At 45.4% G+C, this 16,232-nt stretch carries 16 protein-coding genes; 14 read left to right on the forward strand and 2 right to left on the reverse strand.

The window, feature by feature from the left end:
* The first annotated feature begins 51 nt into the window (after positions 1 to 51).
* The 3 genes from DW183_RS10055 (at position 52) to DW183_RS10065 (ending at position 3,239) form a co-directional block, all read left to right on the forward strand.
* Positions 52 to 1,599 (forward strand): ASKHA domain-containing protein, encoded by a 1,548-nt coding sequence (locus DW183_RS10055; protein WP_118281853.1) that lies wholly within the window; start codon positions 52 to 54, stop codon positions 1,597 to 1,599.
* A gap of 67 nt (positions 1,600 to 1,666) precedes the next feature.
* Entirely contained in the window at positions 1,667 to 2,407 is a 741-nt protein-coding gene (gene larB, locus DW183_RS10060) for a nickel pincer cofactor biosynthesis protein LarB (RefSeq protein ID WP_118281854.1), read from the forward strand.
* Positions 2,408 to 2,429: 22 nt separating this feature from the next.
* Positions 2,430 to 3,239 (forward strand): LarC family nickel insertion protein, encoded by an 810-nt coding sequence (locus DW183_RS10065; RefSeq protein ID WP_118281855.1) that lies wholly within the window; start codon positions 2,430 to 2,432, stop codon positions 3,237 to 3,239.
* Here DW183_RS10065 and DW183_RS10070 read toward each other — a convergent pair.
* On the reverse strand, positions 3,236 to 4,465 hold the full coding sequence (locus tag DW183_RS10070) for a DUF4317 domain-containing protein (RefSeq protein ID WP_118281856.1): 1,230 nt from the start codon (positions 4,463 to 4,465) through the stop codon (positions 3,236 to 3,238). The two genes, DW183_RS10065 and DW183_RS10070, sit on opposite strands and share 4 nt — an antisense overlap.
* A 137-nt stretch (positions 4,466 to 4,602) precedes the next feature.
* Between DW183_RS10070 and asnS the strand changes: the two genes are divergently transcribed.
* The 4 genes from asnS (at position 4,603) to DW183_RS10090 (ending at position 8,020) form a co-directional block, all read left to right on the forward strand.
* Complete coding sequence (gene asnS, locus DW183_RS10075; RefSeq protein ID WP_118281857.1) at positions 4,603 to 5,985, forward strand: asparagine--tRNA ligase; 1,383 nt, start codon at positions 4,603 to 4,605, stop codon at positions 5,983 to 5,985.
* A 70-nt stretch (positions 5,986 to 6,055) separates the two neighbouring features.
* A complete protein-coding gene (asnA, locus tag DW183_RS10080) occupies positions 6,056 to 7,066 on the forward strand; it encodes an aspartate--ammonia ligase (RefSeq protein ID WP_118281858.1) in 1,011 nt (336 codons plus the stop codon).
* Positions 7,067 to 7,084: 18 nt separating this feature from the next.
* Positions 7,085 to 7,381 (forward strand): YerC/YecD family TrpR-related protein, encoded by a 297-nt coding sequence (locus tag DW183_RS10085; protein ID WP_118281859.1) that lies wholly within the window; start codon positions 7,085 to 7,087, stop codon positions 7,379 to 7,381.
* Between the two features lie 3 nt (positions 7,382 to 7,384).
* Complete coding sequence (locus DW183_RS10090) at positions 7,385 to 8,020, forward strand: DUF1836 domain-containing protein (protein ID WP_118281860.1); 636 nt, start codon at positions 7,385 to 7,387, stop codon at positions 8,018 to 8,020.
* 79 nt (positions 8,021 to 8,099) lie between these two features.
* On the opposite strand, the gene DW183_RS10095 is transcribed toward DW183_RS10090, so the two are convergent.
* Positions 8,100 to 8,942, reverse strand: a complete 843-nt coding sequence (locus tag DW183_RS10095) for a lipase family protein (RefSeq protein ID WP_158573070.1) — start codon at positions 8,940 to 8,942, stop codon at positions 8,100 to 8,102.
* Between the two features lie 289 nt (positions 8,943 to 9,231).
* On the opposite strand from DW183_RS10095, the gene pcrA reads away from it, so the two are divergent.
* The 7 genes from pcrA to DW183_RS10130 all read left to right on the forward strand — a co-directional run.
* Complete coding sequence (gene pcrA / locus DW183_RS10100) at positions 9,232 to 11,469, forward strand: DNA helicase PcrA (RefSeq protein WP_118281862.1); 2,238 nt, start codon at positions 9,232 to 9,234, stop codon at positions 11,467 to 11,469.
* 85 nt (positions 11,470 to 11,554) lie between these two features.
* The gene (locus DW183_RS10105) at positions 11,555 to 11,851 is read left to right on the forward strand and encodes a hypothetical protein (protein ID WP_118281863.1); all 297 of its coding nucleotides are present in this window, start codon (positions 11,555 to 11,557) and stop codon (positions 11,849 to 11,851) included.
* Positions 11,852 to 11,855: 4 nt separating this feature from the next.
* The gene (locus tag DW183_RS10110) at positions 11,856 to 13,322 is read left to right on the forward strand and encodes a class I SAM-dependent RNA methyltransferase (protein WP_118281864.1); all 1,467 of its coding nucleotides are present in this window, start codon (positions 11,856 to 11,858) and stop codon (positions 13,320 to 13,322) included.
* 282 nt (positions 13,323 to 13,604) lie between these two features.
* A complete protein-coding gene (locus DW183_RS10115; protein WP_118281865.1) occupies positions 13,605 to 13,793 on the forward strand; it encodes a helix-turn-helix domain-containing protein in 189 nt (62 codons plus the stop codon).
* Positions 13,794 to 13,827: 34 nt separating this feature from the next.
* Positions 13,828 to 15,345, forward strand: a complete 1,518-nt coding sequence (locus DW183_RS10120) for a class I SAM-dependent DNA methyltransferase (RefSeq protein WP_118281866.1) — start codon at positions 13,828 to 13,830, stop codon at positions 15,343 to 15,345.
* Positions 15,332 to 15,787 carry a hypothetical protein gene (locus tag DW183_RS10125; RefSeq protein ID WP_118281867.1) on the forward strand — a complete coding sequence of 152 codons (456 nt, stop codon included), beginning with the start codon at positions 15,332 to 15,334 and terminating at the stop codon, positions 15,785 to 15,787. Before DW183_RS10120 ends, DW183_RS10125 begins: the two co-directional genes overlap by 14 nt.
* Position 15,788: 1 nt before the next feature.
* On the forward strand, positions 15,789 to 16,232 hold a 444-nt coding region (locus DW183_RS10130), incomplete at its 3' end, for a restriction endonuclease subunit S (protein WP_199649430.1).

Genomic DNA, 16,232 nt, shown 5'->3' on the forward strand with positions numbered 1-16,232 from the left:
CAGGCTGGCATAGAATGATAAGATACAAAAAGAAAGTCTTGGAGGAAAGATATGCGGATCGGGATCAGTGCAGGCGTAGGAAAAAACAAAACAATCAGAGATGCCTTGCAGGAGCAGGGACTGAGTCTGGATTATGTCTGTGGCGGAATCGGCAGATGCGGAAAATGTGCGGTGCGCGTCATTTCCGGGCATGTGCCTGTTACAGGGGCCGACCGGGCATTTTTTTCAAAAGAGGCATTAGAGCAGGGCTGGCGTCTTGCCTGTCAGATGCAGGTGACAGATGATATAGAGATAGAAGTGGCAGAGGATCTGGTCTGTCAAAAAGAAGCCGGCATACAGGTCGCTGGTCTTTATCCACAGGATGAAAAAACAGATCAGGGGGTGCCAACAAAGGCTGCCTATGGCATTGCTATTGACCTGGGAACGACTACGATCGGCTTTTCCCTGGTCGATCTTGCTACAGGACAGGTCGAGTCATGCCTAAGCCGCATGAATTCCCAGCGGATCTACGGAGCGGATGTCTTGTCCCGTATCCAGAGTGCAAATGAGGGACATGGGGATGACCTGCGCCGGTACGCAGAATCGGATCTGACGCAGGGGATCAAAGACCTTTGCAAAAACCGGATACAAGTGTCTGATATCCGGCATATCGTCATTGCCGGCAATACGACCATGTGCCATCTGCTGCGGGGCTATTCCTGTCAGACCTTGGGCGTGGCTCCTTTTCAACCGGTCAGCATCAAACAGGAAGATTTTGTGCAAAAGGGGATCGCGGTAACGATCCTGCCGGGGGCATCCGCTTTTGTCGGAGGAGACATCATATCCGGTATCTATGGGATCCGGGAGCATATGGATGCTGACGAGCCATGGATGCTTTTGGATTTCGGAACCAACGGAGAGATGGTCCTTTGGACGGGAGAGGAGTATTTTGCCACGGCGGCTGCGGCTGGACCGGCATTTGAGGGCGGGAATATTTCCTGCGGCTGTGCCAGTATTCCGGGGGCGATCAGCAGCGTTATGATCGCCGGACGCAACTCGCATACCAGGACGATCGGCGGCCTCCCGGCGATCGGTATCTGTGGCAGCGGGATTTTGGAGGCGGTCAGCGGCATGAAAAAAGGGGGGATCGTGGACGAAAACGGCACCTTTGCGGCGGATATCCCGGAGGATGGATTTGCCCTAAATACGCCGGGCAGTCAGAAAAAGATCTCTTTGACACAGGAAGACATCCGGCAGTTTCAGATGGCAAAAGCGGCGATCGCCGTGGGGCAGAAGACCCTGTTAAAAGCGGCTGGTATGGAGGCTTGGCAGGTAAAAAAGGTATATCTGGCAGGCGGCATGGGTACCTTTTTAAATGTGCGCGCAGCGGTAGAGACCGGTCTGGTGGAAAAAAATTTTTTGCCGGTGGCAAAAGCCGGAGGGAATACTTCTTTACAGGGGGCAGTTTCCTATCTGAAAAAGACCGGACAGGAGCAGATTTTAGAAAAGGATAAATTAAAGGAAATCACGGAGAAAATGCAGGTTCTTATGCTTGCGGATATGCCGGACTTTGCGGATGCCTACATTTCGCATATGGCATTGACAGAGTTTAAGGCATGAGGCACAATAGGTGCGGTAACTTTGGCAGAGCATAGGATGTAAAATAGACGACAAGGTGGGACCGAAGATGGATACCAGAGAAATTCTTGAACAACTACAGAAGGAACAGATCACTTTGGATCAGGCAGATCACCTGCTGCGCAGGCAGCCTTACGAGGAACTGGGCTATGCGAAGTTGGATATGCACCGGAAAGTACGGTCGGGCTGTGCGGAAGTGATCTTTTGCCAGGGGAAGGCAGACGATCATCTGCTTTCCATTTTTTCACACTTGTATGAAGCAGATGGCGAAGTTTTTGGTACGCGGGCAAATGAGCACCAGTATGCCCTGATCCGGGAAAAGTTTCCTCAGGTTTCCTATGATGACAAGTCTCACATCATAAAGATTGAAAAAGAGGACAAAACGCACATTGGCAGCATAGCGGTATGCACAGCGGGGACGGCAGATATCCCGGTAGCGGAGGAAGCGGCGCAGACGGCAGAATATTTCGGTTCCCATGTCGAGCGTATCTATGATGTCGGAGTCAGCGGCATCCACAGATTATTTTCCCAGTTGGATCTCATACAGTCAGCAAATTGTGTGATCGCGGTAGCGGGCATGGAAGGGGCGCTTGCCAGCGTTTTGGGTGGACTTGTAGACAAGCCGGTCATTGCCGTGCCGACCTCGGTCGGTTATGGTGCCTGTATGGAAGGGCTGTCGGCGCTGCTTACTATGATGACTTCCTGTGCCAACGGGATCGCGGTCGTCAATATTGATAATGGATATGGGGCAGGCTATATTGCTAACCAGATCAATCATTTGGCAAAATAGGACAGAAAAAAGGAGACATAGAATGGGAAAGCAGTTATATTTTGAGTGCGCAAGTGGTATCAGCGGGGATATGGCAGTGGCGGCACTGATAGATCTGGGGGCACCGGAGGCACAACTGCAAGAGACACTTGCGACGCTTCCAATCACGGAAGCATATGAGATCAGGATCAGCCGGGTCAAAAAGTCGGGCTTGGATACCTGCGATTTTGATGTAATTCTGCCAAAAGATCTGGATACCCACGATCATGACATGGCATATCTGTATGGACATCTGCAGGAAAAAAATACTGCCCATGAACACCATACGCACCGCGGACCTAAAGAGATCGCAGCCATCTTTGATGCATCTGCCATGACGACAGGTGCAAAAGAGACCGCCCACCGCATTTTAGATATTTTGACAGATGCGGAGGCAAAAGCACATGGCATCGCGCGTAACCAGGTGCATTTTCATGAAGTGGGGGCTGTGGACTCCATCGTGGATATTGCAGCCTTTGCCATTTGCTTTGACGCTTTATGTCGGAAATACGCAGTGAAGGACTGCATCGTAAAAGAGATCACGGAGGGCTGCGGCACGGTACGCTGTCAGCATGGGATCTTACCGATCCCGGTTCCGGCAGTTGTCAATATTGCGGCAGCCGGAGGATTTCGTCTGCACATGACACAAGTGGCAGGAGAACTGGTCACGCCGACGGGGGCAGCCATAGCAGCAGCCGTAAAAACAAAAGACCAACTGCCTGAATCCTGTCAGATAGAGGCTGTTGGTCTAGGCGCAGGAAAGCGTGTCTATGAGACAGCCGGCTTCCTGCGGGTATTTTTGTTGGATGATTAAAAACTCATGGTCTCGCCGTTGATCTTGGCTTCCTCATTCTCTTCCATAGGAATGACGAGGCAGCGCTTGCCATCGACGAAAGCCGTATGTATTTCTTCGACTTTCTCCGGTGTGACCTTTACGACAACATCAATGTCGGTGCCGTCAGATGTGATGACACCGGCATCTTCTAATTTCTTGGTAAGATCTACGACTTTTTCCTGTAATTGTTTTTTCTCAACGCGGACTTCGTTGTTCTTGATCGCCTTGGCGTCCAAGAGTTCCTGTGCGTCCGGCAGGGTGTCCTCAAAGAAAGACTCATAGGAAGCCTTGATCTTTTCTGCCTTTGGCTCGGAAATGCCGGCATCGGTCAGGATCTCTGTGATCATCTCCCCATCCAGAAGGATCGGTTCATCCTTATCGACTTTTTCTTTTTCTACTAAGATAAAATCATTCAGATTTTGCTGCACATCAAGGACGGTGTCCTTGGTCTCTTCGTCATCCGGTCCCAAGGTCTGTACGACCATGTTTTCAAAGGCATCGCGCTTCTGGGTCGCAGTGCGTTTTGTCCCGCAGCCAAGTCCGTTTGCCCAGAATTCCTCATGCGGTTCCTTGGCATTTTTGGTATAAACTAAGGTAGAGTGGATATCTGTGGCACGACCGTTAAAGGCTGGAAAAAGAAAAGCGGTATCCGTAGGTCCAACAACCCAGTCCCGGATTCTGGCACCGATGCGGTGCTCGCCTTCCAAATAGCCCAGCCCCGGCTTTGACAGAGCGACCGGACAGATACAGCAAAGCAGGTATTCGTAGACTTCGTCCGACTCGTCCATTGCCAGTTCATCCGTTCCCTTGAGAGGAACATCATAGACATCATAATATAAGGTGATGAGATAATTGCCGACATAATCATAAGAATCAATAATAAGATCATAATAGGTGTCGAGCAGGGCATCATCCTCTAACTTGCTGGCACGCAGTGCCATAAGGATCTGCTGTCTGCCGCCAACGGCTTCCTCATCGATCGGAAACTCGAGTTCCAAAAGATTATTTCCAAGGGTACCGGAGAGTGCTTTTCCGGCGATCTCCAAGTATTTGTAGAACTCGTCCTCCTCCAGATTTAAGAATTTCTGGGAAAAGGTGACTAATTTATTTTTTTCAGCATCGACATAGCAGCCGCACATGTGCTGAATGGTGCAGCTTTCTTTTTTTAACCGACGTTTGATCTCTGCAACTTCTTTTTTATTCATAATGCATTCCTTTCCAAATTTGTGAGCACTTCTTATTATATCGAAAAAAAGAAGTCATGCAACACCTTGATTTTCACACTTTAGTGAGGTAAAATAAGGAATAGTTTTGTACGATAGATTTTGGAGGAATTAGGAAAATGATCAACATTAGAGATTTACATCATAACTACAAAGATTATGATGGCAAGGTCGTCACCATTGGAGGATGGGTTCGCAGTATCCGTGATTCAAAGACATTTGGATTCATGGTCGTAAATGACGGTACTTTCTTTGAGCCTGTGCAGGTGGTTTACGCAGATAAATTAGACAACTTTGAGACCATCTGCAAGTTGAATGTAGGTGCAGCCGTGATCGTGACTGGTCAGGTCAAGGTTACACCGGAGATGAAGCAGCCATTTGAGATTCATGCCGATGAAGTCGTGGTCGAGGGCGAGTCTACACCGGATTATCCATTGCAGAAAAAGCGTCATTCTTTTGAGTATTTGAGAACTATCAGCCATTTACGCCCGAGAACCAATACTTTTCAGGCAGTTTTTCGTGTGCGTTCTCTGACAGCATATGCTATCCACAAGTTTTTCCAGGAGAGAGATTTTGTCTATGTGCACACACCACTCATTACCGGTAGTGACTGTGAGGGCGCAGGCGAGATGTTCCAGGTCACCACTATGGATCTAAGCAATGTGCCGACTAAGGATGGCAAGGTGGATTATTCACAGGATTTCTTTGGTAAGCCGACCAACCTTACTGTGAGTGGACAGTTAAATGGTGAGACTTATGCCATGGCATTTAAGAATATCTATACTTTTGGACCGACTTTCAGAGCGGAGAATTCCAACACGACCCGTCATGCAGCAGAGTTCTGGATGATCGAGCCGGAGATCGCTTTTGCAGATCTGACAGACGATATGATGCTTGCTGAGAGCATGTTAAAATATGTGATCTCTTATGTGCTGGAGCATGCACCGGAAGAGATGGCCTTCTTCAACCAGTTCGTTGACAAGGGACTGATCGAGCGTCTGGAGCATGTGGTTAATTCTGATTTTGGACGCATCACTTATACAGATGCGATCACAGAATTGGAAAAGCACAACGATGAATTTGACTATAAGGTATATTGGGGATGCGACTTGCAGACAGAGCATGAACGCTATCTGACCGAAAAGATCTTCAAGCGTCCGGTCTTTGTGACCGATTATCCAAAGGAGATCAAGGCCTTTTATATGAAATTAAATGAGGACGGCAAGACTGTTGCTGCCATGGATTGTCTGGTACCGGGTATCGGCGAGATCATCGGCGGTAGCCAGAGAGAAGATGATTATGAGGTCTTAAAGAACCGTATGGCTGAGTGTGGTCTGAAGGAAGAAGATTATGAGTTCTATCTGGATCTTCGTAAGTATGGATCCGCACGTCATGCCGGATTTGGTCTTGGATTTGAGAGATGCGTTATGTATCTGACCGGAATGGGCAACATCCGTGACGTGATCCCGTTCCCAAGAACCGTAGGAAACTGCGATCTATAATTTTGGCAGTGACTGTGCATATGCGAAAGCGTGTGCACAGTTTGAATTGTGGAAGGGAAGGAAGATAGAAATGAGCAAAATGTATATCCCGGAGGATTATGTGCCGGCTCTGAATTTAAAAGAGACACAGATCGCCATCAAAGAGGTCAAGGATTTCTTTCAGAGACAGATCACGGCAGAACTCAACCTGCATCGTGTATCTGCACCGCTTTTTGTCACACCGGAATCCGGTCTGAATGACAACTTAAATGGTGTGGAGCGTCCGGTTGCCTTTGGTATCAAGGAGCAGGATGACCGCGAGGTCGAGGTCGTACATTCTTTGGCAAAATGGAAGAGAATGGCACTGGGGCGTTATGGCTTTTCTGTAGGGGAAGGCTTATATACGGATATGAACGCCATCCGTCGTGATGAGGATACCGACAATATCCATTCCATCTATGTCGATCAGTGGGATTGGGAAAAGATCATCACCAAAGACCAGCGCAATGTACAAACTTTGCAAAGCGTTGTTAAGTCTGTATATGATGCTCTCCGCGTGACGGAAAAGTACATGGCAAACAAATATGATTACATAGAATGCATTTTGCCGGAACAGATCTTCTTTATCACTTCGCAGGAACTGGAGGATATGTATCCGGACAATACGCCAAAGGAGAGAGAGTACAAGATCTGCAAACTGCATGGTGCGGTCTTTATCTCACAGATCGGTGGCAAACTGGCATCCGGGGAAAAGCATGATGGACGTGCGCCGGATTATGATGACTGGTCCTTAAACGGCGACATTCTGGTCTACTATCCGATGACGGATATTGCACTGGAATTATCCTCTATGGGTATCCGTGTGGATGAGGATTCGCTCGTCAGCCAGTTGGAATTGGCTGGTTGCAAAGAGCGCTTGGAATTGCCTTTCCAGAAAGCCGTATACGAGAAAAAACTGCCTTATACCATTGGTGGAGGTATCGGACAGTCCCGTATCTGTATGTTCTTCCTGCGCAAGGCACACATCGGCGAGGTACAGGTATCTGTATGGCCACAGGAAGATATCGATTATGCCAAGAGCAGAGGTGTTATTATTTTATAGAAAGCATGGGGAAAGACTATGAGCAAAAAAATTCGCAGTGAAGAGATGGACCGCCTTTTGGAAGGTATCCTTCTTTTGAAAGACAAGGAAGAAGCATATCAGTTCTTTGAGGATTTATGTACGGTCAATGAAATGGTATCTTTGTGCCAGCGTTTTTCTGTTGCGGCAATGCTTCGTCAGGAAAAGACCTATCTGGACATTGCTGAGCAGACAGGGGCATCTACAGCGACGATCAGCCGCGTGAACCGTGCCCTCAATTATGGCAATGACGGTTACGATATGGTGTTGCGCCGTCTGGAAGAAGCAGGAGAGTAAAAGATGCAGTCAGAAATGCGAAAATCGCTGAATTTGATATTGAAGCAGTTCTCAGAACTTGATTATGTGCACCCGGAAGACATACCCAACATCGATCTATATGTCGATCAGGTCACGACCTTTATCGAGTCGCAGTTGTCGTCCTTAAAGCGTGATGAGGATGAAAAGATCCTGACCAAGACCATGATCAACAATTACACCAAGAATCATGTCTTGCCGTCACCGGACAAGAAGAAGTATTCCAAGGATCATGTGTTGACGCTGATCCTGATCTACTATCTCAAGAGTTTTCTGTCGATCAAGGATATCCAGACCCTCTTGGAGCCGATCACAGACAAATACTTTGGCACGGAGTCAGAACTGTCTTTTTATGAATTGTACGAAGAACTGGTGGCGCAGGGCAATGGACAGTCCAAGGCATTGATCAAGGATGTGATCGCCAAATATAATGCCATGCAAAATGCTTTTTCCGATGCGCCGGAGGAAGATCAGGAGTTCTTGCGTAACTTTGGTTTTATCTGTATGCTGAGTTTTGATGTCTATATCAAAAAGATGATGATCGAGACTTTGATCGATTTTAACAGTCAGCAGAGAAAAGCGGCAGCCGATCAGGCGAAGGAGAAAAAGGATAAATCATAAATCAGGCAATGCATAAGCCCGGAGATCATATGACCTCCGGGCTTATTTTATCATACATATCTTAGGTTAAAAATAGTGACTAATTATTGACGGTAACCGGTGAATAATAGAAACGGGTCGTTGCCATATTCAGTGTCAGTGTAGCCCCACCGTTCTTGGTGCCTGTTACGTCATATGCGCCCCAGACATCGGCACGATTGTAACTTTCGCAATGTGCACCAAGCAGGTTGGTGCCGTAGTTGCCGCTCTCCTTATTGAGTCCGGCAGACTGCCAAACGATATTGGTAAAGGTCGTCAAACTGAGATATGGTACCGGATCGGATGTGTCACCCAGACGTTTTACGGTGCCTTCTCTCTGGAAACCGTTGATCAAAGGAGAACCAAAGGTCACGGTGTTTAAGACATTGTAGTTCTTTTTGATGGTGCTGTCCGCAGCAACCTGCTGTGCGACCATACCGCCTAAACTGTGTCCGGTAACGACAAGGTTGGACCCCTTTGGAACGTTGGAAACGATAGCGTTTCTGACATTCTGGATGTATTTGTTGTCCTGCTCAAAGCCGACCAGAAGATCTGTCCAGTAACCGGTGGACTGATTTTTGACATCAGTATCCGTACCGGATAAGGCGATGACATAGACTGCCTTGGATGACTTTTTGCCAAACCATTTCTTTGTTGTCAAAGTGCCCTGTGTGATGGAGAAAGGTCCCTGATGCTGTGGCTGGTTACATGCATAACCCAACTGCACGAAACGGGAAAGTTCGGATGCATTGGTGTAGGTGTAAGTACCACGGGATGCCAACTGCTGATAGGTGGCATTAACGAGAGCCGTGTTGGAATCGGAAGCGAATACCGTGCCGCCGAATGCCATGGCAAGAACGAGTGACAGTGCCAGAATACGTCTGACTTTTGTAAATCTTTTCATGATTAACCCCCTTACATGAAATGTGATGATCGCTGACTTACGGACGGCGATCATGTTTCAATAAAAACCCTATACACATATTGTAGAATGGAAACTCTTTTGCAACAACAGGTTTATCGACAAAAAAGTCACCAAAATTTGAAATCCTAATTTATAAAAAATGATGGTAAAAAAGTGGGGAGTGAATCTGGGGCTGACTTATGGTATAATGCTAAAGAATGTTGAAAAATCAAGGAAAATCGGAAACTTTGCAACAGGTGTTGCAAAAAATTATTATAGGAGAAATGGCATGAATACATACGATTCGTTAAATGAACAGCAGAAACTGGGCGTTTTTACTACAGAAGGACCGGTGCTAATTTTAGCAGGTGCTGGCTCGGGCAAGACCAGAGTTTTGACCCACCGTGTGGCATATCTGATCGAGGAAAAAGGTGTCGCACCATATCATATTATGGCGATCACTTTTACCAACAAGGCAGCGGGCGAGATGCGTGAGCGTATTGATTCCATGATCGGCATGGGATCGGAGAGTATCTGGGTATCGACTTTCCATTCTTCTTGTGTACGGATCCTACGTCGGTTCGCGGATCGTCTTGGCTATGATAATTCATTTACCATTTATGATACGGATGATTCCAAGGCCCTGATGAAGGATATATGCAAACGTCTGGAGATCGACACGAAGATGTATAAGGAAAAAACATTTTTGAATGTCATTTCTTCTGCCAAGAATGAATTGATCTCACCGGAGGAATTTGCACAAAATGCGATCGGCGATTTCAATAAGACCAGACAGGCACAGGTTTATCGTGAATATCAGGCGAGACTAAAGGCAAACAATGCCATGGATTTTGATGATCTGATCATGAAGACGGTGGAACTTTTGAAATTTGACACAGAAGTGCGCAATTTTTATCAGGAAAAGTTTCAATATATTATGGTGGATGAATACCAGGATACCAATACGGCGCAGTTTGAGTTGGTGCGGCTTTTAGCATCCGGCAGGGAAAATCTCTGCGTTGTCGGTGATGATGACCAGTCCATTTACAAGTTCCGTGGGGCAAATATTTACAATATTTTAAATTTTGAAAAACATTATCCCAATGCGACTGTCATCAAACTGGAGCAGAATTATCGGTCGACAGCAAATATCTTAAATGCGGCAAACGGCGTGATCGCCAACAATCGGGGGCGTAAAGAAAAGCGGCTCTGGACAGAGTCCGGGGATGGAGAAAAGATCTATTTCCAGCAGTTTGACAGTGCTTATGAGGAAGCAGATTTTATCGCGAGAGATATTGCAGCTCGCGTGCGCCGCAGTGAATACCAGTATGGGGATTGTGCGATCCTCTATCGTACCAATGGGCAGTCTCGTATGCTGGAAGAAAAACTCATCATGTCGGGCATCCCTTACAAGATCGTTGGCGGGGTTAATTTCTATGCCAGACGCGAGGTCAAGGATCTTTTGAGTTATATGAAGGTGGTCGATAATGCGCAGGATGATCTGGCAGTCCAGCGTATCATCAATGTGCCAAAGCGTGGCATTGGGGCGACCAGCATCGGCAAGGCGAGCGATTATGCCTATCGGATGGGACTCAATCTTTTTGAGGCGCTTGAGCGGGCGGAGGAGATCCCGACTTTAGGACGTGCCGCAGGAAAGATCGTACCTTTTGTAGACTTAATTCATCATTTTCGTAGGGTGTGTGCCAATGAGGGGCTGTCAGCACTTTTGCAGGAGATCATTACCGAGACCGGCTATGTCGAGGAACTGAAAGTGGAGGGCACGGACGAGGCACAGGCGCGTATCGAAAATATCGACGAATTGATCACCAAGGTGGTTTCCTATGAGCAGGAGACAGAAGAGCCGACCCTGAGTGGATTTTTAGAGGAAGTGGCTCTGGTTGCGGATATCGACTCTCTGGATGACGACGGATCTTATGTGGTCCTTATGACACTGCACAGTGCCAAGGGATTGGAGTTCCCGAATGTCTATCTTTCCGGCATGGAGGATGGTCTTTTCCCGTCCTATATGAGCATCACGGCGGATAATAGCGACGAGGAGATCGAGGAGGAAAGACGGCTTTGTTATGTGGGTATCACCAGAGCAAAGGAGCGTCTGACCATTACCGGGGCGCGGATGCGTATGATGCGTGGCGAAACGCAGTATCATGGCATTTCGCGATTTGTAAAGGAAATCCCGGAAGATTTGATCCAGGGAAATACCTGGGAACCAAAGCCAAAGGATGATTTCCTTAGTGAGCGCCCGATGAGCAACCGGCAAAAAATGCGCAATATGAAAAAAACACCGCTGGCGGCGCAGACCTATCAGGCAGCCAAGGATTTTGGCACAAAGATCCAGAAAAATTCGCTGGATTATGGCGAGGGAGACCGCGTGAAACATGTCAAATTTGGCGAGGGAACCGTAGTACAGATCAACGATGGCGGTCGTGATTTTGAGGTGACGGTCGAGTTTGACGGAGCAGGACGTAAAAAAATGTTTGCATCCTTTGCAAAATTACAAAAAGTGTAAGTGTTTTTCTGTGGTAATTGGGCAGAATAAATGCTATACTATGAGCAAATATAGTTGACACATTCATAGCAGGAGGAGAAGCCTTATGATGAAAAAAGAAGATGTAATGGAATTGATCGATATGACAAAGTTGACAAACATGATCAATGGTCTTAAGGACAAGGAGATCGTGGTAAAAGAAAAGCATACCATCAACTGGAAAAAGGTTGCCTGTGTGGTTGGTGTGATCGCCGCAGTGGCTGGGGTTGCCTATGCGATCTATCGTTATTTCAAGAAGGACTATGAAGATGAATTCATGGATGATTTTGATGATTGGGATGACGATGAAGATCTTTTTGAAGATGATGCAGAAGAAGATGTAGAGGATTTAGAGGAAGAGTAATAGAGTGAAAAAAGGTCAACAGGTAGAAGGCGTTGTTACTCGAGTGGATTTCCCCAATAAGGGAATCGTGCAGACGGATGACGGTGATCTGATCACCGTCAAGAATGTGCTTGAGGGACAACGCATTCTTTGTGTAATAAAGAAAACAAGAAAAGGAAAAGCGGAAGGAAGACTGTTAGAAGTTGTCAAAAAATCACCATTGGAGATGGATGTACCTGCTTGCAAACATTTCGACCAATGTGGAGGATGTTCTTATCAGACGCTTCCTTACGAAGAACAAGTTGCATTAAAAGGCAGACAGATTAAGCGTTTATTAGAACCTGTTTTGCCGGAGAACAGTTTTGATGACTTATTTGAAGGTGTGATACCGAGCCCAAATCAGTTTGCGTATCGTAATAAGATGGAATTCTCTTTTGGCGATGCTTATTTTAACGGACCGCTTTCACTGGGGATGCATAAGCGTGGTAGTTTTTATGATATTGTGACCGTGGATGGTTGTCAGATCATCGATGAAGATATGCGTTGTGTACTGATGGAGACACTGGCATATTTTCAGGAACGAGGAGCCAATTACTATCACAAGATGCGCCATGAAGGTTATCTGCGTCATCTTTTGGTGCGCAAGGCGGCAAAAACAGGAGAGATTTTAGTGGATCTTGTGACAAGTTCGGATGCACGTTTTTTGCAGAAGGATGCAACAGAACCGGCAACAGAGGTGCAGGCAGAGCCACTTATGGCAGATGCGTTAGAGGCACTTGAGTCAGAACTTTTACAGGGATGGAGCAAGCGCTTACAGGAAGTTTCCTATGATGGAAAACTTACAGGCGTATTACATACACGTAACGATCGCCCTGCGGATGTAGTAGAGGATCAGGGAACAAGGGTATTGTTTGGACAGGCATATTTTTATGAGGAGTTGTTGGGGCTTCGTTTCCGTATTACACCGTTTTCATTTTTTCAGACAAATTCACTTGGGGCTGAAAAATTATACGAGACGGCGCGAGATTTTATTACTGCAGAAAACGCAGATATTCTGGAAGGAAAGACCGTTTATGATCTCTACTCTGGCACAGGAACGATTGCCCAGATTTTGGCACCAGTGTCAGGGCATGTGATCGGTGTTGAAATTGTGGAGGAGGCCGTTGAGGCAGCAAAGAAAAATGCTCTGGAAAATGGTCTGACAAACTGTGATTTTATTGCAGGTGACGTCTTAAAGGTGATCGATGAGATCGAGGAGAAACCGGATTACATTGTGCTTGATCCCCCAAGAGATGGTATCCATCCCAAGGCACTGGACAAGATCATTGCCTATGGCGTGGACTCCATGATCTATATTTCCTGCAAGCCGACCAGCCTCGCAAGAGATTTGGAAGTCTTACAGGCGAGCGGATATCAGGTCAAGCGGATCTGCTGTTGCGACATGTTTGCCGGCACGCCGCATGTGGAGACTGTAGTCTTGATGTCAAGGTGAACCCAGGCAAGTAAGAATAATGTGGTAAATTAAAGGCTTTTCAGAGAACTATCGTTAATGAGTACGATTAGCTGCTGGAAGGCCTTTCTTTTTATGTGAAGTAAGGACTTTGTGGAAACTGGTCCACAATGCAGGGTTGACACTAGGGGATAGATGACAAGGAAAAATGAACCCCGGGGTTTACCTTATAACGATAAGAAAAATTGCGAAACTTATTTACATTGTTCCTCCAAAGGAATATAATATCGTTAAAAGGTGTAGTGGTTAAGATGGAGGAAAACTATGGAATTGTTGACAACTACGCAGATGGCTGAAAAATGGAATATTTCGCGACGAAGAGTTACCACCCTGTGCAATCAAGGCAGAATCGAAGGTGCAATTCTCCGCGGAAATACGTGGCTCATTCCGGATGACGCAAAGAAACCGGATGATAATAGGCGTGGACGAAATAGTAAGACTGAAAAAGAATAGAACAAATATTTAAAATAACGGGAGGCAAACAACAATGGCAACTGGGACGACAAGTGTCGGATTTGAAGAAAAACTGTGGCTTGCAGCAGATAAACTTAGATCTAATATGGATGCAGCGGAATATAAACATGTGGTGTTAGGACTTATTTTCCTTAAATACGTATCGGATGCGTTTACGGAAAGATACGATGAATTAAAGGCCGAAGGATATGGTGATGAGGAGGATCGTGACGAGTATATTGCGCAGAATATTTTCTGGGTTCCAAAAGAAGCGCGCTGGGAAAATATCAAGGCACACGCAACAAATGCTGATGTTGGTGAGATTATAGACAATGCAATGGAAGCGATTGAGCGCGAGAATGATTCATTAAAAGGAATTCTTACGAAGAATTACTCCCGTCAGGAGTTAGATAAAACCAGACTAGGTGAATTGGTAACATTATTTACAAACATAGATGTAGGAACATCTGCTGCCCAAGAGAAGGATGTATTAGGGAGAGTATATGAATATTTCCTTGGAAAATTTGCATCTGCAGAAGGAAAGTTAGGAGGAGAATTCTATACTCCATCATGCGTTGTAAGAACCCTAGTAGAAATGATAGAACCTTTTGATGGTCAGATATATGACCCATGCTGTGGTTCAGGAGGAATGTTCTGTCAGTCAGCAAGATTTGTAAATGAGCATCAAGGGAATATTCGTAATATTTCTATTTTTGGGCAGGAAAGCAATCCGACTACATGGAAACTTGCAAAAATGAATCTGGCTATTCGTGGGCTAGAGGCTAATCTTGGAAAACATAATGCAGATACATTTCATGATGATCAGCACAAGACGTTAAAAGCAAATTATATACTTGCAAATCCCCCTTTTAATATCTCAGATTGGGGCGGAGAACGTTTAGAAGATGATGTTCGCTGGAAATACGGTATTCCGCCAGCGGGAAATGCAAACTTTGCATGGCTTCAGCATATGATTTCTCACCTTAATCCAAACGGGGGTGTAGCAGGAACCGTCCTTGCCAATGGTTCATTAAGCTCGAATACGGGTAATGAAGGAAATATCCGTACAAACATGATTAATGGTGATGTTGTTGAATGCATTGTTTCTCTTCCGGGACAGCTATTTTATTCAACTGGAATTCCGGTTTCTTTATGGATCATGAGAAGAGGAAAAACGGGAAGATCTGCTGGCAGAGTACTGTTTATCGATGCACGTAAAATGGGTGAAATGATTGATCGCCGTGTCAGAGAACTGACAGAAGACGATATTCAGAAAATCGCATCTACTTATCAAAACTGGCGTCAAGGAAAAGAATACGAGGATATTCAGGGATTCTGCAAGGAAGCAACGATTGAAGAGATTTCAGCACAAGACTACATTCTTACACCAGGACGCTATGTTGGAATTGAAGAGCAGGAAGATGATGGAGAACCATTTGAAGAAAAAATGACTCGCCTTACATCTGAATTATCAAAAATGTTTAACGAATCTATTCGCTTACAAGGTGAAATAAAGAAAAAACTGGGGGCGATTGGGTATGAAATCAAATAAGAAAACAATTGCATTACGGTTTTCCGATAATTTTGCTCCACCTGATGGAACAATTTTAGAACATCAAAAAATGATAGATCAAAATGGTTTTGTCTGGTATGGGAAATTAGGAAATCGTATATCTCAAAAAGTGGCCAATGAGATAATGTCCTGGGATGAACCAAGAATTTTACTTATTCATAGTGGTAAAACCAAAAGGTACTGGGTATATATTTCTGAGATAAAATTGGAAATTCCAGATTTGAGTTTTGTGCCAGAATATTACCGCAATATCGCGAGTAAATTTGGAGGTTGGTTTAAGATTATTCGGATTAATGAGGCTCCTAGAGATGTATTGACAAATTGCGTAGTTGCTTCATCTGGTGCGGTACTTGGCGACGCTTCTAAGCACAGTATGAGTCCTTATTTTATAATTAATGTTGGTGAAAAAGCAGGTGATTGATATGGAAAAACTGAAATTAGAAAAAATCATAGCTTTTAAAAACGGAAAGAAAAAGCCAAATACGGAAGGAGATATCCCAATTTATGGTGGAAATGGGATATTAGGCTATACTGACCAGTCGAATGCTGAAAACTGCGTGATAGTGGGCAGAGTTGGAGCTTATTGTGGAAGCGTATATTATGAGCCTGGACAATGCTGGGTTTCAGACAATGCGATTGTTGCAAGGAGTGTTAATGGATCTAATATAAATTACATATATTATCTACTCAAAAATTTAAAGTTAAATGATCATCATATTGGTTCAGGACAACCTCTTTTGACACAGGGAATACTTAATTCAATAGAATCAAATGTTGCCTTGCCAATAACCCAAGGGAAAATAGCAGAAATACTTTGTATATTAGACAATAAGATAAAGCAAAATGAGAAGATAAACAATAATTTA

The sequence above is a fragment of the Roseburia sp. AM16-25 genome (assembly GCF_003473825.1).
In the GTDB taxonomy this organism is placed as follows: Bacteria; Bacillota; Clostridia; order Lachnospirales; family Lachnospiraceae; genus Pararoseburia; species Pararoseburia lenta.

Bases quoted from the DNA above. Each gene is read 5' to 3' on its own strand.
- DW183_RS10055 (WP_118281853.1), top strand. From the start codon at position 52: ATGCGGATCGGGATCAGTGCAGGCGTAGGAAAAAACAAAACAATCAGA.
- larB (WP_118281854.1), top strand. From the start codon at position 1,667: ATGGATACCAGAGAAATTCTTGAACAACTACAGAAGGAACAGATCACT.
- DW183_RS10065 (WP_118281855.1), top strand. From the start codon at position 2,430: ATGGGAAAGCAGTTATATTTTGAGTGCGCAAGTGGTATCAGCGGGGAT.
- DW183_RS10070 (WP_118281856.1), bottom strand. From the start codon at position 4,465: ATGAATAAAAAAGAAGTTGCAGAGATCAAACGTCGGTTAAAAAAAGAA.
- asnS (WP_118281857.1), top strand. From the start codon at position 4,603: ATGATCAACATTAGAGATTTACATCATAACTACAAAGATTATGATGGC.
- asnA (WP_118281858.1), top strand. From the start codon at position 6,056: ATGAGCAAAATGTATATCCCGGAGGATTATGTGCCGGCTCTGAATTTA.
- DW183_RS10085 (WP_118281859.1), top strand. From the start codon at position 7,085: ATGAGCAAAAAAATTCGCAGTGAAGAGATGGACCGCCTTTTGGAAGGT.
- DW183_RS10090 (WP_118281860.1), top strand. From the start codon at position 7,385: ATGCAGTCAGAAATGCGAAAATCGCTGAATTTGATATTGAAGCAGTTC.
- DW183_RS10095 (WP_158573070.1), bottom strand. From the start codon at position 8,942: ATGAAAAGATTTACAAAAGTCAGACGTATTCTGGCACTGTCACTCGTT.
- pcrA (WP_118281862.1), top strand. From the start codon at position 9,232: ATGAATACATACGATTCGTTAAATGAACAGCAGAAACTGGGCGTTTTT.
- DW183_RS10105 (WP_118281863.1), top strand. From the start codon at position 11,555: ATGATGAAAAAAGAAGATGTAATGGAATTGATCGATATGACAAAGTTG.
- DW183_RS10115 (WP_118281865.1), top strand. From the start codon at position 13,605: ATGGAATTGTTGACAACTACGCAGATGGCTGAAAAATGGAATATTTCG.
- DW183_RS10120 (WP_118281866.1), top strand. From the start codon at position 13,828: ATGGCAACTGGGACGACAAGTGTCGGATTTGAAGAAAAACTGTGGCTT.
- DW183_RS10125 (WP_118281867.1), top strand. From the start codon at position 15,332: ATGAAATCAAATAAGAAAACAATTGCATTACGGTTTTCCGATAATTTT.